Origin of the sequence: Brucella pseudogrignonensis (assembly GCF_031454375.1) — a bacterium.
GTDB classification, from domain to species: Bacteria; Pseudomonadota; Alphaproteobacteria; order Rhizobiales; family Rhizobiaceae; genus Brucella; species Brucella pseudogrignonensis_A.
Window position 1 is genome coordinate 176,896 of the sequence record NZ_JAVDQT010000006.1, and the last position, 13,919, is coordinate 190,814.

Consider the following 13,919-nt stretch of genomic DNA (forward strand, 5'->3'; position numbering starts at 1 on the left):
GAAGGAAGCGCACATTGACTGACCAAGCGGGGCAAGCTTTGTTCTCTGATCAGGATATTCGGGAATTGGTTGCATTTCGACATGATCTGCATCGCAATCCAGAAATATCGGGCGAAGAGTATGAGACAGCGCAACGCGTCGTCTCATTTCTCGAACCTCTTAAGCCGGATCGCATGTTAACGGCGCTCGGGCAGACTGGTGTGGCTGTTGTGTTTGAAGGTCGTGAGCCAGGCCCATCAGTTCTGTTTCGTTGTGAACTTGATGCTTTGCCGATTGCGGAAACGAATGGCCTCGCTCACGCATCGGTTAGGGCTGGTAAGGGTCATATGTGTGGACATGACGGTCATATGGCTACGATGGCAGCCTTTGCGCGTGTTGTTTCCCGAAACCGCCCCGCCAGGGGGCGCGCAATTCTGCTGTTTCAGCCCGCTGAAGAAACAGGGGCGGGTGCTTTAGCTGTTCTGGAAGATCCGGCATTTGAAGAAATACGACCAGATCTGTCATTTTCACTGCATAATATGCCCGGCTATGACATGGGCTATTGTGTATTGAAAACAGGTCCGGTCAATTGTGCATCACGTGGTATTAGAGTGCGTTTAACCGGACGGACAGCGCATGCATCGACGCCCGAAACCGGAAAATCGCCCATGATGGCGTTGTCGCGCCTTATGCCGAATTTGGCAGCATTTTCGGAAAACATGCCGAAAGCGGGGCAGGAGATTGCTCCTTCATTTGCGATGATTACCGTCACTCATGCTGCGCTGGGCGAGCCCACATTTGGGGTTGCGCCGGGTTCTGCCGAAATATGGGCAACGCTTCGAACCTTGACGGATAGCCGCATGGATGTACTGCAAGCCGATGTTGAGGCGCTTGTGCAAAAGGTGGCGTATGAGGACGGACTTGATGTCGTGATAGACTATCATGATGTGTTTCCGCATTGTGAGAACAGTCCTGAGGCGGTGGAACATCTTATGGTCGCTATGACTGATGAAGGTGTGGCTTTTGGTCCCGGAGATTTACCAATGCGTGGATCGGAGGATTTTGGACGATTCCGCTCTGTGGCGCCTTCGGCGATGTTTTTCTTAGGCGCAGGACACGCAGTACAGGCTCTTCATAGTCCGGACTACGATTTTCCTGATGAGCTTATACCGATTGGTGCCAGCGTATTTTCGCGTGTGGTGCTTAATATTTTGGGCCACGCTGACAAACGATAAACCGGCTTTTCTGATGCCTCTATGATCGCTTCTGCTGAGAAGGGATAATGAAAGAATAAAATGAGTGATAAGTTCAGTACCTGGTCAGATCAGGATTTATCGGATGTCGTTGGCGCCTATCCGATGGCCAGTATTCTGGGGTTAGATGAAGATCCTTCCACGCTTGATATGCCGGTTTTGCTTGAAACGGATGCATCGGGTAAGCCCTCAAGTCTGTTGGGCCACTTACCGCGCCGGTCGGCCCTCGTTCGGGGAAAAGGTGTTGTCGCGCGCGCTATCTTCATTTTTCACGGTCCGGCGGGATACATTTCCCCCGCAATGGCCGGGCGGTCAAACTGGGCGCCGACGTGGAACTTTATAACGGTCAAAATCATCGCTGATATCAGCACTGATGATGGGCTGACTGATGAAGCACTTCGCTGTACAGTCGCGCATATGGAGCAGGATCAACCATCGCCGTGGTCTATTGATCAGATCGGCGCGCGATATGAGAAGCTCAAGACAGCAATTGTTGGCTTTAGGGCGCAGATTGTTTCTGTATCGGCACGCTTCAAGCTCGGTCAGGATGAAACATCTGAGACTTTTGAGCACATTGTTAGCAAACTTGATGATGCAAGCCTAAAATACTGGATGTTGCGAATGCGCGAAGCCGACAATACCGAATAGCTTTCGGTGGTTGCCAGTAAACAGGCTGCAAAGGTCCGAAAAGACAAGTTCACGCCTTGGCTCTGCATTTTAACTGAGGTGGCGTGCGAGGAATCCGTAGAATTCTTCATTGTCCGTGTGGGCAACATTCAAACGGATTCCCCGCCGCACTGGATTGTCTTTATTGACGCAGAAGACACTTCCCGGGGCGATGAAGATACCATCTTTTGCGCCGCGTTTTGCCAGCTCAATGTCATCGATATGCGAAGGAAGTTGCAGATAGAGATAATACCCGCCGCCATTATCTGAGAAAACGCGATATCCCAGCATTTCCAGTTGCTTCATAGCACGGTCAGCTGCTGTCTCGATACGATGTGATAGCCGCTTAAGATGTCGTGCGTAATGGCCCTCCATAAGCAGCCGATGGATAAGTCGCTCAACATGGCCGGAACTGTTGACGCTTGTGAGCATTTTGAGCTCAGTCAAAGCATTAATCCACTCGGCGCTTCCGACAATATAGCCGCTGCGCAAGCTGGCCGAGAGTGTCTTTGAAAAAGTGCCAATCGACATGACCCGGTTGAGTTGATCGAGGGTGACAAGGCGACTCGGGACGTTTGAAGCTAAATCAGAGAAAGGATCGTCTTCAACAATCGTAATGTTATGTTGGGCTGCAGCGTTCAACAGAGCGTGGGCCACGGGTAGGCTGATTGAGCTTCCCGTTGGGTTGTGCCCGATTGATTGGGTGAAGAAAAATCGTGGGCGTTCTGATGCCGCTTTTGCGATGAAATCAGAGACGTCGGGTCCATCAGCGTTTCTGCGTATACCGACCATTCTTATCTGTGCCAGTTTTAGTTTCGCAAAGAGTGGATAATAGCCAGGCTCATCAACCAGCACGACATCGCCAGGCGACAGAAAGGCACGAACGATAAGATCAAGCGCGTGATTTGCACCAAAGGTCATCAGTATCTGCTCAGGTGACGCATTAACGTGCTGTGAGGCCAATTTTTTCGAGATTTCCTGACGAAGCGGTGGAAAACCAAGTGCGGAGCCGTAGGCGTCTGTTCCCATGATGTGAGCGATGCCTGACGCGCCCAAATGACGCTTTATTTCTGACTGTTCTGCCCATGAAGCTGGCGGGCGTCCATCGCCGACACGAATTGTAAAATTCTCGTCTAACTGGGCGCTGAGAAGAGTGGCAATATCAACGGCCTCTGCCACATGGCGCGGGCGCTCATTTCGTTGCATATCCTGCGGCAAACAGACCACAAATCCCGAACCAGGTCTCGCTACGGCTAAACCTGCGGCGACGAGTCGATCATAGACCTCAATGATAGTATTCTTAGAGACATTAAACCGTTCGGCTGCTTTACGGATCGACATCAAACGACTTCCAACCGGCCGCAATCCTTGTTTAACCTCGCTGCTCAACAGCGTGAATAGTTGATCGGTCAATGTACCCGATTGTTCAGGCGCAATGTTAGGGCTTGTCAAAAAGCTGCCTCCGTATTGGGTACAGTTTGGTAACAATTAAGTTTAACTGTACCTGTTCAATCATAGCAATAACGTTGATTTCTGATCAAGAGGAAGAATACATGGGAGGCGGCATTGGCCGACATTCACAACAGCGGAACACATCAGCTTAGTTCGCGTATTGAGGGCCTGCGCAATTTAGAACCTGAAGAGCGCATGGCACGCGTCGTTGAGGCGGCACGGCTGAATGACGCGCAACAAAAGGCGTTTGAGCCGGGTTCATTGCCGCTTTCGCTTGCTAATGGAATGATCGAGAATGTTATCGGAACCTTCGAACTGCCGATAGGCATCGCAACGAATTTTACCGTTAATGGCAAAGATTACCTGATCCCGATGGCAGTGGAAGAGCCTTCTGTCGTCGCTGCTGCGTCCTATATGGCAAGGCTTGCACGCGAGGGTGGAGGTTTTTTCACTTCCAGCAGCGGACCGATTATGCGCGCGCAGATTCAGGTTATTAATGTGACCGACCCTCACGGCGCACGGGCGCGGATTTTGCGAGAGCGGGATGCGATTATAGCTGCCGCCAACGCACGCGACAAAGTGCTGGTTTCGCTTGGTGGTGGCTGCCGTGATGTCGAAGTTCATATCTTTGATGATACGCCGGTTGGGCCAATGCTCGCTGCACATCTAATCGTTGATGTTCGCGATGCTATGGGTGCGAATACCGTTAACACCATGGCAGAAGCCGTTGCGCCACTCATCGAAAAGGTTTCGGGTGGTGTGGTGCGCCTGCGTATTCTGTCCAACTTTGCCGATCTTCGTTTGGCGCGCGCCAGTGTTAGGCTTTCACCTGATATTCTCAAGACGGATGAATATGAAGGTGCGCGGATTGCGCAGGGAATTGTCGAGGCTTGCGCCTTTGCGATTGTTGATCCATATCGTGCTGCCACCCACAATAAAGGTATTATGAACGGCATTGATCCGGTCGTGGTAGCAACAGGCAATGATTGGCGCGCAATTGAAGCAGGCGCCCATGCTTATGCAGCGCGAAGCGGTCGTTATACCTCACTCACCCGATGGGAAATTGATAACGAGAACCATCTTGTCGGTACACTGGAACTGCCAATGGCCCTTGGTATTGTTGGCGGAGCAACCAAAACCCACCCGTCTGCTCAGGCCGCGCTGCGGATTTTAGGTGTTTCGACGGCGCAGGAACTTGCTGAAGTGACGACAGCGGTCGGGCTTGCACAAAACATGGCAGCGCTGCGTGCTCTCGCGACCGAGGGGATCCAACGTGGTCACATGGCTCTTCATGCTCGTAATATCGCGATTGTTGCCGGAGCTGTTGGCAGCGAAATAGAGCTTATAGCTGCCAAGCTGGCAGCGGATCACGACGTGCGTGTGGACCGAGCAAAAGAGCTTATTAACGCAGTGCGCCTTGAAAAATCTTAAATAAAATAACGGTTTGCAAACGCTAATCGATTTCATTCCGCTGAATTCTACGCTTTATCGGGCGATCAGGCAGATAGTTCAGACTTTGGGAGAAACATGATGACAGAACAAAACGAATTCGACAGCTGGAAGGCCCGTCGCACCGGGCCGCTGACTGGCGTAACAGTTCTGGATATAACACGCGTTGTCGCTGGACCGTTTTGTTCGATGCTGATGGCAGAGCTTGGCGCAACAGTCATCAAGGTGGAACACCCCGCTGAACCAGATTATGCGCGTACTTTTCCTCCCTTCGTCGGTGACGATGAAGAGCAGCTTAGTGCATTTTTTACGCAGTTTAATCGCAATAAGCTGGGTATCACACTCAATTTGAAGTCGGATGAAGGGAAGGAGCTGTTGCGTAAATTAGTGCGCAAGGTTGATATTCTTGTCGAGAATTTTCGACCGGGGACAATGGAAAAACTGGGCCTTGGCTATGATAGCTTGAAAGCAATTAATCCCAGGCTTGTTTATGCAGCTATCAGTGGTTTTGGACGTACAGGGCCAAACTCGTCACGGCCAGCATATGATAATACTGGTCAGGCTGCGGGTGGCTTGTGGTCAATGAACGGCTACGCAGATCGTCCGCCTGTGCGTGTAGGCACAATCATCGGTGATCTTGCTGCATCGCTTTACGCTGCAATTGGGGCAATCGCAGCATTAAGGGAAGCTGAACGCACGGGGCAAGGCCAAGTCGTCGATGTATCGCAGCAAGACTCAGTTTTGACGCTGACAGAAAATGCGGTTGTTCGCTATACCACGCAAAAAGAAGTGGCTACACCACTTGGCAACGACCATCCCTTCGTGCGGCCTTATGGTCAGTTTCGTTGCAAAGATGGCTTTGTCTTCTTTGGTGGCTACACTGACAAATTCTGGGCCATCACATGTGCCATGTTTGGCAATCCTGAAAAGGCAACGGATTCAGCGATTGATACAATGGAGAAGCGGTTTGATCCGGTCATTGCGGACACTGTGGTTAAGCCTTTGCTTGAGGGATGGTTCTCCAATTATACCAAGGCCGAACTTGAGGATATGGCGGGCGACAAAGTACCATTGAGCGCCATTAAAACAATCGCCGAGGTCGTTGAGGATCCACATATCGCCGCGCGAAACATGATTGTTAATGTTCCTGTTGCTGGCAAACTGATCGGTATGTTTGGTATGCCAATCAAACTTTCAGGCAAGCAGGAAACGGACCATGAAAAGGCGCCAGCACCCGGCGAGCACAATGCTCTGGTCTTGGAAAGACTGATTGGAATTGATGCGGATGAACTCAACCGTCTCAAGGTTGCGGGGGCCATCTGATGTCAATCGATTATCACAACGACAAAGGCGTTGCTACCATCTGCATCAACCGGCCCGATAAACTCAATGCCTTGACGCTTGCGATGTATGACGATCTTGGCAAAGCTTTTGATGAAGCGGCTAAAGATGAAGCAATACGAGCGGTCGTACTCACGGGGGCAGGAGACAGGGCGTTCTGTGTGGGTGCTGATCTGACCGAGTCAATTCCTGCATTGGCGGAAGGCCGCTTCGATATCTCTGAATGGGATCCGGCCCATCTGAAGGTTGAAGGCTTTTTTAAACCTGTGATCAGCGCGATCAAAGGGCTTTGTCTTGGTGGCGGGTTCGAGATCATGCTCGCTACCGATATTCGTATTGCAGCGCATGACGCTCAATTTCAGTTGCCGGAAGCAGGTCATGGTTTCGTGCCTGCGGGAGGCACACTTGTGCGATTGGTTCGTCAGGTTGGCTACGCACATGCGATGGAAATTATGCTGACGGCAAAGCGATTTTCTGCGGCGGATATGTACAGAGTGGGCGTGGTTAATCACCTCCATGGCATTGCCGACGTCGACGAGGTGGCACATGAGACAGCGCATCACATTGCTTCGTTAAGCGCAACGGCTGTGCAGACTATCAAAGAAGCTGCGCTGACGTTGCAGCACTTACCTCTCGTGGAGGCTTATCGGCAGGAAGCTGCTCTCGGGCAACGTACTTTCACAAGTGAAGACGCGCAGCGCGGCCTCGCAGCTTTTGCCAATAGATCGAGACAAAAGTGATGATCATGCTGCGGCGGATAACAGAGCAGCTTTTGTGGTGATGTGCTGATGACCCATATTTCAATCGTTGAAGTCGGCCCGCGCGACGGGTTGCAAAATGAAAAACACATTGTGCCAACCAATGATAAGTTGCGGCTGATCGAACTTCTATGTGATGCCGGATTGTCGCGCATTGAACTCACCGCATTTGTGTCACCGCGATGGGTTCCACAAATGGCAGATCATGAAATGGTGTTGCGCAATGTGCCTGAAAGTTCGGGGTTAAAGAGGTCCGTTCTGGTGCCCAATGAAAAGGGCGCATTAAGCGCTTTGGCAATCGGCGTTGAAGAAATTGCCATCTTTACCAGCGCCTCAGAAACCTTTGCACAAAAGAATATTAATTGCTCGATTGCTGAAAGCTTTGAGCGGTTTGCACCTGTGGCAGCTCTCGCACAAGAATATGGGGCGAGATTGCGTGGCTACATATCCTGCACCACGGAGTGCCCATTTGAAGGTCTCATAACGCCACAAGCCACAACTCAAGTGGTTGCTGCTTTAATGGCCCTGGGCTGCACGGAGGTTTCTCTTGCGGATACTATTGGCCGTGCTTCTCCAGATCAGGTCGATGCCATGTTAAAGAACGTGAGGGCACAATTTCCGGCTGAGGGCTTGGCATGTCATTTTCACGATACGTCAGGACAGGCGCTCAATAACGTCGACGTCGCTCTCAATCATGATATACGTGTCTTTGACAGTGCTGCCGGGGGGCTTGGTGGCTGTCCTTACGCGCCCGGTGCTGCTGGAAACCTTAAAACCTCTACTCTCGTCACACATCTTCAAGAGAGAGGATATTCAACCGGAGTTTCGCTGTCCGCATTGGAACAAGCAGAAAGATTTGCTGTGGGCTTACGCGCCGATTTGGTTTGAGTGTTGGAAGTATATGCATTGGGAGGTGCATGAATATGGGAATATCTCTGAAGATTTTAGGCTATACGCTCTGTCTGACCAGCTTGCTCGCCACATCTGCAAGTTATGCTCAGGAAAAGATCAGTGACGGTGTCGTTCGGATTGGTCTGATTGAAGATATGAGCGGAGTTTATGCCGATATCACAGGCATGGGAGCCGTTACGGCCGCACAGATGGCGGTAGACGAGTTTGGTGGAACCGTTCTTGGTATGCCAATTGAAATTATAAGCGCAGATCATCAGAATAAACCGGATATAGGTGGGGCAATCGCGCGTAAATGGCTAGATGAAGACAAGGTTGATGCAATTCTTGACGTCGCTTCATCATCGCCTGCATTGGCAGCTCTTGAAGTTGCCAAGCAAAAAAATAAACTGATCGTTTTGAGCTCTCCTGGTTCATTGCGCATAACAAATGACCTTTGTGGTCCATATGTTATGCATTGGGCCTACGATACCTATGCTATTGCCCATACGACGGGACAGGCTCTCGTTGATCAGGGTATGAATAGCTGGTATTTTGTAACGGCGGATTACGCTTTTGGGCATGGTCTTGAGAAAGAAACAGGCGATGTGGTTAAGGCGCGTGGTGGCACTGTTTTAGGTAGCACCCGTCTGCCGATTGGAACCACAGATTTCGCTTCAGTTCTTCTGACGGCTCAGGGTTCAGGTGCTAATGTCGTAGCGCTTGCAAATGCTGGTGCAGATACAATCAACTCGGTGAAACAGGCTGCGCAGTTCGGTCTTACGCAGGCAGGGCAAAAAGTTGCAACACTCGGTGGCTTTATCAATGACGTCCATGGGCTGGGACTTGAGGAAGCACAAGGCTTGACCATTGTCGAAGCGAGTTACTGGGACATGAATGATGAAACCAGAGCTTGGTCCAAGCGGTTTTATGAGCAGCGCAACGCAATGCCCAATATGTTGCAAACAGGTGTTTACTCGTCAGTGCTGCATTATCTTCGCGCGATTGAGAAAGCAGGAACCGATGATACCGAGCAAGTCGTCGCAAAAATGCGGGAACTGCCCGTCAATGACGTTTTCTACAAGAACGGTTATGTCCGTGAAGATGGTCGAATGATGCATGACATGTATCTGTTTGAGGTAAAAACGCCCGCGGAATCGAGTGGTGATTGGGACTACTATAAGTTGTTGGCTACTGTTTCACCTGACAAGGCGTTTCAGCCTTTGGACAAGTCACAATGCGCACTGGTAAAAAAATAAATGGTTTGCATTGATTAAGTATTTCGGCGGCCAGTTTGCTGGCAAAGTCTAGCAAATGGGCTGCCGCGTATGACTGTAAGGAAAAATGTCCCCATGCATAAAGACTCAGGCCCGATCGATAAAAACATACGTACAACTACTGCTAACCTGCCAGCCGATAAAGTGACTATCAGATCAAACTGCGAGAAAAGAAAATGGAATTGCCTGCTTTAAAGTCAGGCATCAATCCATTCAATCGTTGGTTTAAAGGCCAAAACCTTGGGGAAAATAGATGAATTTGAATGTAACAACGCCAAATAAGGGCAGCATTCTGTCCAATGAAATTGATCTGGCAGATAGCCCGGTTAAAAAGAAAGTTGTGGTTGCCGCGGTCGCTGGCAATGCGTTGGAGTTCTATGACTTCATCGTCTATGCGTTTTTTGCTGTCTATATTGGCAATGCTTTCTTTCCGGCAACGGATCCGTATGTCAGTCTGTTGTTGAGCGTTGCAGTCTATGGCGTTGGCTTCTTTTCCCGACCATTAGGTGCAATTTTTATCGGCGGTTTTGCTGATAGGATCGGTCGTAAACCGGCCATGCTGCTGACTATCATGCTCATTACAGTTGGGACTTTGGGGCTTGCCTTTACACCAACATATGCAGCAATTGGTGTCGCTGCTCCTATTATCATCGTTATATGCAGATTGATTCAAGGTTTCGCTTTGGGTGGCGAGGTTGGACCATCGACGGCATTTCTGGTTGAGATCGCCCCGGAAAATAAAAAAGGCTTCTTCGTTAGCTGGCAGCTTGCAAGTCAGGGTGTTGCTGCGATGATGGCAGGGTTAATAGGCCTGCTGATGTCCTTAATTTTACCTCTCGAACAGCTTGCCGATTGGGGTTGGCGGGTTCCATTCCTTTTTTGTCTGCTGCTTATCCCTATTGGTATCTACTTGCGTCGCGATATGCCGGAGACACGCGAGCAGGGCACGTCGTCACGTGAACATCAGGGCTGGGGCGAGCTGCGTGGCTATACAGGGCTGATCATTCTGGCGATATTAAGCATTATGGGCCTGACCGTTTCGACATATGTTGCTCAATATATGACGACATATGCAATCACCACGCTAAAGCTTTCACCTTCTGTGGCAATCGGTGCAACAATTGCGGGCGGCTTGGCAGTTTTGATTTGTAGTCTTATTGGCGGCTGGATGTCTGATCGTATTGGGCGGTGGAGCGTGATGTTCTGGCCTCGTGTTATGACGGCTGTCATCATCGTGCCGCTATTTATTTGGCTGACGCTGCATCCGTCACCTACGACACTTTTTCTTACATCCGCAATCCTTGCAGGCATAACTTCAATCAGCGGAGCTGCTACCTTCATAGCTATTCCGGAATTGCTGCCCCGGTCGATACGTGCAACAGGTCTGTCGATTGCCTACGGTCTGAGTGTGACGATTTTTGGTGGCACCACCCACTTCATCATTACTTATTTAATTAAAACGACTGGTAATCCGATTTCTCCGGCTTGGTATGTGATGGTTACAAGCCTAATTGCCGCTGGTGCTATTTATCTTATTCCCGAAAGCAGTAAGAGCCGGCCTTGAACGGGTTAGTCTTCAAACCTTGAAATCTCCCGTTTAAAAAGGTCTGTTATGTCTTTGCTTAATCTGGAAAACAATTCGGAGTTTCTGCAAGAGCTTATCAGCTGGCGGCACGAACTGCATCGATATCCTGAGCTTATGTATGCGTTGCCCCGGACCGCGTCTTTTGTAGCCAATAAACTTCGTCAGTTTGGCTTTGATGAGGTCGTTGAAGATATAGCGCAAAGCGGTGTTATCGGTGTTTTGCATGGCAGAACGGGACCTGCAAAAAATCAGCAGCATCGCATTCTGCTGCGGTCGGATATGGATGCTTTGCCGATTGAAGAGCGAACAAGTCTTGGATACCGTTCGCAATTTCCGGGCAAGATGCATGCATGTGGCCATGATGGCCACATGGTTATGTTATTAGGTGCAGCAAAACTTCTTGCGGGTGCTCGCGATTTTGAAGGCAGCATTGTCTTCTGTTTTCAGCCCGCTGAAGAGGGTGGGGCAGGTGCTCAGGCAATGATTGATGCGGGTTTGCTGGAAAAATACCCGGTTCAATCAGCGTTTGGTTTGCATAACTGGCCGGGGATGCCAGTTGGATCTTTTGGCATTGCACCACGTGCTATGATGGCTGGCGCGGATGCGCTCCTGATTACGATTGAGGGTACAGGTTCACATGCCGCACAGCCACATCTTGGACGTGATCCAATAGCCGCTGCTGGTTATCTTATCACCCTGTTGCAGACGATTGTGTCACGCAAGCTGGACCCACTGGATCCTGCAGTCGTTTCGATCACATCTATTCATGGCGGCGAGGCGTGGAATGTCATCCCAGACACGGTGCAGATGCGTTGCAACATTCGCAGCTTTTCGGAAGATGTCGCCGCAACCATCGGTAATGAAATTCAGTCTTTATGTTTGCAAACCGCGAATGGCTTTGGTGTCAATATTGAAGCAGTCCTGCCTGAAGGATGCATTCCGTATCCGGCTACGATCAATCATCCGGCACAGGTCGATATTGCAGTAGACGCAGCCAAAGCGGCGACAGATACGGGCCTTGTCAATGCAGACATGAAGCCGACTATGGCGGCAGAAGACTTCGGCTTTATCCTGCGCGAGGTGCCGGGGGCATTCATGTTCATTGGCAATGGTGACAGCGCATCACTGCACAGCTCAGAATATGACTTTGATGATAAAGCTATACCATTCGGTGTGGCATATTGGCTGAACCTCGTGAAGAAGTCGTTAGTATAACATGCACCAGCACGAGGTGTGCTCCATTTAAAGGAAGCAGTTACCGGGTTCGGTGCCCACAGTTATGGTTTTTAAGTGCATCTGTGGACTAACGCTTTTGGTTCATAGTCAATCTGTCACGAGACTAGGGTTTGCCAAATTCTACGACAAATTGACTAATGCCAGATGCGAGAAATTGAACTGCAAGGCAAGTTAAAAGAAACCCCATAATTTTCGTCACCGCTTGCATGCCATGATCACCGAGAAATTTTTCAATCCAGTTGGATGATAGCAAGCCAATATAGGCGATGATGGACATGATGGCGACGCCGATAGCGATCACTGTATGGCCAAATATGCTATGATCACTTGGAATCTGGGATGAGAAACCCATGACTACAGCTATAGAGCCGGGACCTGCCAAGCTTGGCATGGCAAGAGGTGAGAATGAGTAATCGAGATCCGCTTTTTTAATGTCTGCAGGATCGGCGTCCACCTCAGAAGAAGTGTCTTCACCGGAGAAAATCATGCGTAAGGCTAATATCATTATGATTATACCGCCAGCGACACGAATGCCTGGTAACGATATTCCAAATATTTTGATAATACCATTGCCCAGCAGCATAAACACCGTAAGGATTAAGAAGGCATAAATGCATGTCTTTCTGGCCTGCGCGCGTTTGTTTTCGTCGCTCATGCGCTTGGTCAATGACATATATAAAGGAATGGTTGTCAGTGGGTTCATAATTGGCAGAAGACCTATCACCACAATAGATACGTATTTTACCAGATCAGGCGCGAAATCCATTTAAAAATCCTTGTATATCCGCCGTGAATATAACTTTTCTTAACATGTATCGAAATTATGAGCGTTACGTAAACAAAAATATTGATCGTCGGCGCGATTTAATGATTGCGGTTTTTAATTTTTTTTGAACGGCATTTTATTAGCGTTTATTTTTTCTGCGCAGATTGATTAATCTAATATTTGGCCTAGGTTATATCGAAATATTCATTGCAGGTTAAATCATACGGGGGTCATGTATGTGCACACGAGTTCTTTGGTCTGATGATGATGGCTTAGTAATAGCCGGTCGAAATATGGATTTTTATAAAGATCTTATGACAAATCTTTGGACGCAGCCTCGTGGCATTGATAGAAATAACGGTGTTAACGGCGATTTGAAATGGACGTCCAAATATGGAAGTGTGGTCGCTACCTGTTTCGATATGATCTCTGTCGATGGATTAAACGAAGCTGGACTTGCCGGGCATATTCTGTGGTTGGCGGAGTCGGAATACGGTGAAGTAGATCCAAGCCGACCGCAGCTTAGTCAGGCGATATGGCTGCAATATTTTCTTGATAATTTTTCAACTGTCGCGGACGCTGTTTCCTGGATCAAGGCGACAAATGTACAAGTCGTGCAGATGGAGGACCCAACAGGTGGCGTTCCACTTGCGCTCCACCTGGCTCTTGAAGATGCTACCGGAGACTCCTGCATTATAGAATATGTTCATGGCAAGCCTGTCGTTTATCATAGTACGGATTACCGTGTAATGACGAACTCGCCTACCTATGATCAGCAATTGAAGTTGGTTAAGCAAATTAGCGGTTTGGGCGGATCACAATCACTGCCCGGATCAACAAAAGCAAGTGATCGTTTTGCGCGCGCTAGTTATTATGTCAGCCGTTTACCGAAACCAAAAAGCGACGTGCAGGCTGTTGCTTCAATGTTTAGCGTCATGCGCAATGCAGCCCAACCCTTCAGAATACCAGATCCAGATGCACCGGAGGCTTCGCAGACCTTGTGGCAAACCGTCGTGGACTTGACCAATAAGCGCTATGTATTTGAGTCGACGACGCGCCCGAACATCGTCTGGGTGAACATCAAGGATTTAAACCTGGCCAAGGGCGCGGATCAGATGAAACTCAACCTGGTTGAGGATTTGACTCTGGAAAATGGCATTGTGAGCGAGGTCAGTAAAGATTTTTCCAGTGCTGGAGAATTGAAGTTTCTGACCGTAGATATTAAAAACTAATCGCATAGACGATTAAATAATTTATGTTATGAACAGC

Annotated in this window: 12 protein-coding genes; 10 read left to right on the forward strand and 2 right to left on the reverse strand. The window is 49.4% G+C overall.

What is annotated here, in order from left to right; genetic code table 11:
- Positions 1-14: 14 nt before the first annotated feature.
- Positions 15-1,214 (forward strand): amidohydrolase, encoded by a 1,200-nt coding sequence (locus J2782_RS16890; protein WP_310014674.1) that lies wholly within the window; start codon positions 15-17, stop codon positions 1,212-1,214.
- 60 nt (positions 1,215-1,274) lie between these two features.
- Complete coding sequence (locus tag J2782_RS16895; RefSeq protein ID WP_310014675.1) at positions 1,275-1,880, forward strand: FMN-binding negative transcriptional regulator; 606 nt, start codon at positions 1,275-1,277, stop codon at positions 1,878-1,880.
- Between the two features lie 69 nt (positions 1,881-1,949).
- Here J2782_RS16895 and J2782_RS16900 read toward each other — a convergent pair whose 3' ends face one another.
- On the reverse strand, positions 1,950-3,350 hold the full coding sequence (locus J2782_RS16900; RefSeq protein ID WP_310014676.1) for an aminotransferase-like domain-containing protein: 1,401 nt from the start codon (positions 3,348-3,350) through the stop codon (positions 1,950-1,952).
- A gap of 114 nt (positions 3,351-3,464) precedes the next feature.
- Here J2782_RS16900 and J2782_RS16905 point away from each other — a divergent pair, with 114 nt between their 5' ends.
- From J2782_RS16905 to J2782_RS16935, 7 genes are all read left to right on the forward strand, one after another.
- Positions 3,465-4,781, forward strand: coding sequence for a hydroxymethylglutaryl-CoA reductase, degradative (locus J2782_RS16905; RefSeq protein WP_310014678.1), 1,317 nt, complete (start codon positions 3,465-3,467; stop codon positions 4,779-4,781).
- A gap of 96 nt (positions 4,782-4,877) precedes the next feature.
- Positions 4,878-6,122 carry a CaiB/BaiF CoA transferase family protein gene (locus J2782_RS16910; RefSeq protein WP_310014680.1) on the forward strand — a complete coding sequence of 415 codons (1,245 nt, stop codon included), beginning with the start codon at positions 4,878-4,880 and terminating at the stop codon, positions 6,120-6,122.
- Positions 6,122-6,880 carry an enoyl-CoA hydratase/isomerase family protein gene (locus J2782_RS16915; RefSeq protein WP_310014682.1) on the forward strand — a complete coding sequence of 253 codons (759 nt, stop codon included), beginning with the start codon at positions 6,122-6,124 and terminating at the stop codon, positions 6,878-6,880. Before J2782_RS16910 ends, J2782_RS16915 begins: the two co-directional genes overlap by 1 nt.
- Positions 6,881-6,928: 48 nt before the next feature.
- Entirely contained in the window at positions 6,929-7,786 is an 858-nt protein-coding gene (locus tag J2782_RS16920; RefSeq protein ID WP_310014684.1) for a hydroxymethylglutaryl-CoA lyase, read from the forward strand.
- 35 nt (positions 7,787-7,821) lie between these two features.
- The gene (locus J2782_RS16925; RefSeq protein ID WP_310014687.1) at positions 7,822-9,045 is read left to right on the forward strand and encodes an ABC transporter substrate-binding protein; all 1,224 of its coding nucleotides are present in this window, start codon (positions 7,822-7,824) and stop codon (positions 9,043-9,045) included.
- Between the two features lie 271 nt (positions 9,046-9,316).
- Positions 9,317-10,627, forward strand: a complete 1,311-nt coding sequence (locus tag J2782_RS16930; protein WP_310014688.1) for an MFS transporter — start codon at positions 9,317-9,319, stop codon at positions 10,625-10,627.
- A 48-nt stretch (positions 10,628-10,675) separates the two neighbouring features.
- Positions 10,676-11,863 carry an amidohydrolase gene (locus J2782_RS16935; RefSeq protein ID WP_310014689.1) on the forward strand — a complete coding sequence of 396 codons (1,188 nt, stop codon included), beginning with the start codon at positions 10,676-10,678 and terminating at the stop codon, positions 11,861-11,863.
- A 124-nt stretch (positions 11,864-11,987) separates the two neighbouring features.
- Here J2782_RS16935 and J2782_RS16940 read toward each other — a convergent pair whose 3' ends face one another.
- A complete protein-coding gene (locus J2782_RS16940) occupies positions 11,988-12,650 on the reverse strand; it encodes a MarC family NAAT transporter (protein WP_310014690.1) in 663 nt (220 codons plus the stop codon).
- Positions 12,651-12,886: 236 nt separating this feature from the next.
- On the opposite strand from J2782_RS16940, the gene J2782_RS16945 reads away from it, so the two are divergent.
- On the forward strand, positions 12,887-13,882 hold the full coding sequence (locus J2782_RS16945; RefSeq protein ID WP_310014691.1) for a linear amide C-N hydrolase: 996 nt from the start codon (positions 12,887-12,889) through the stop codon (positions 13,880-13,882).
- Positions 13,883-13,919: the final 37 nt, after the last annotated feature.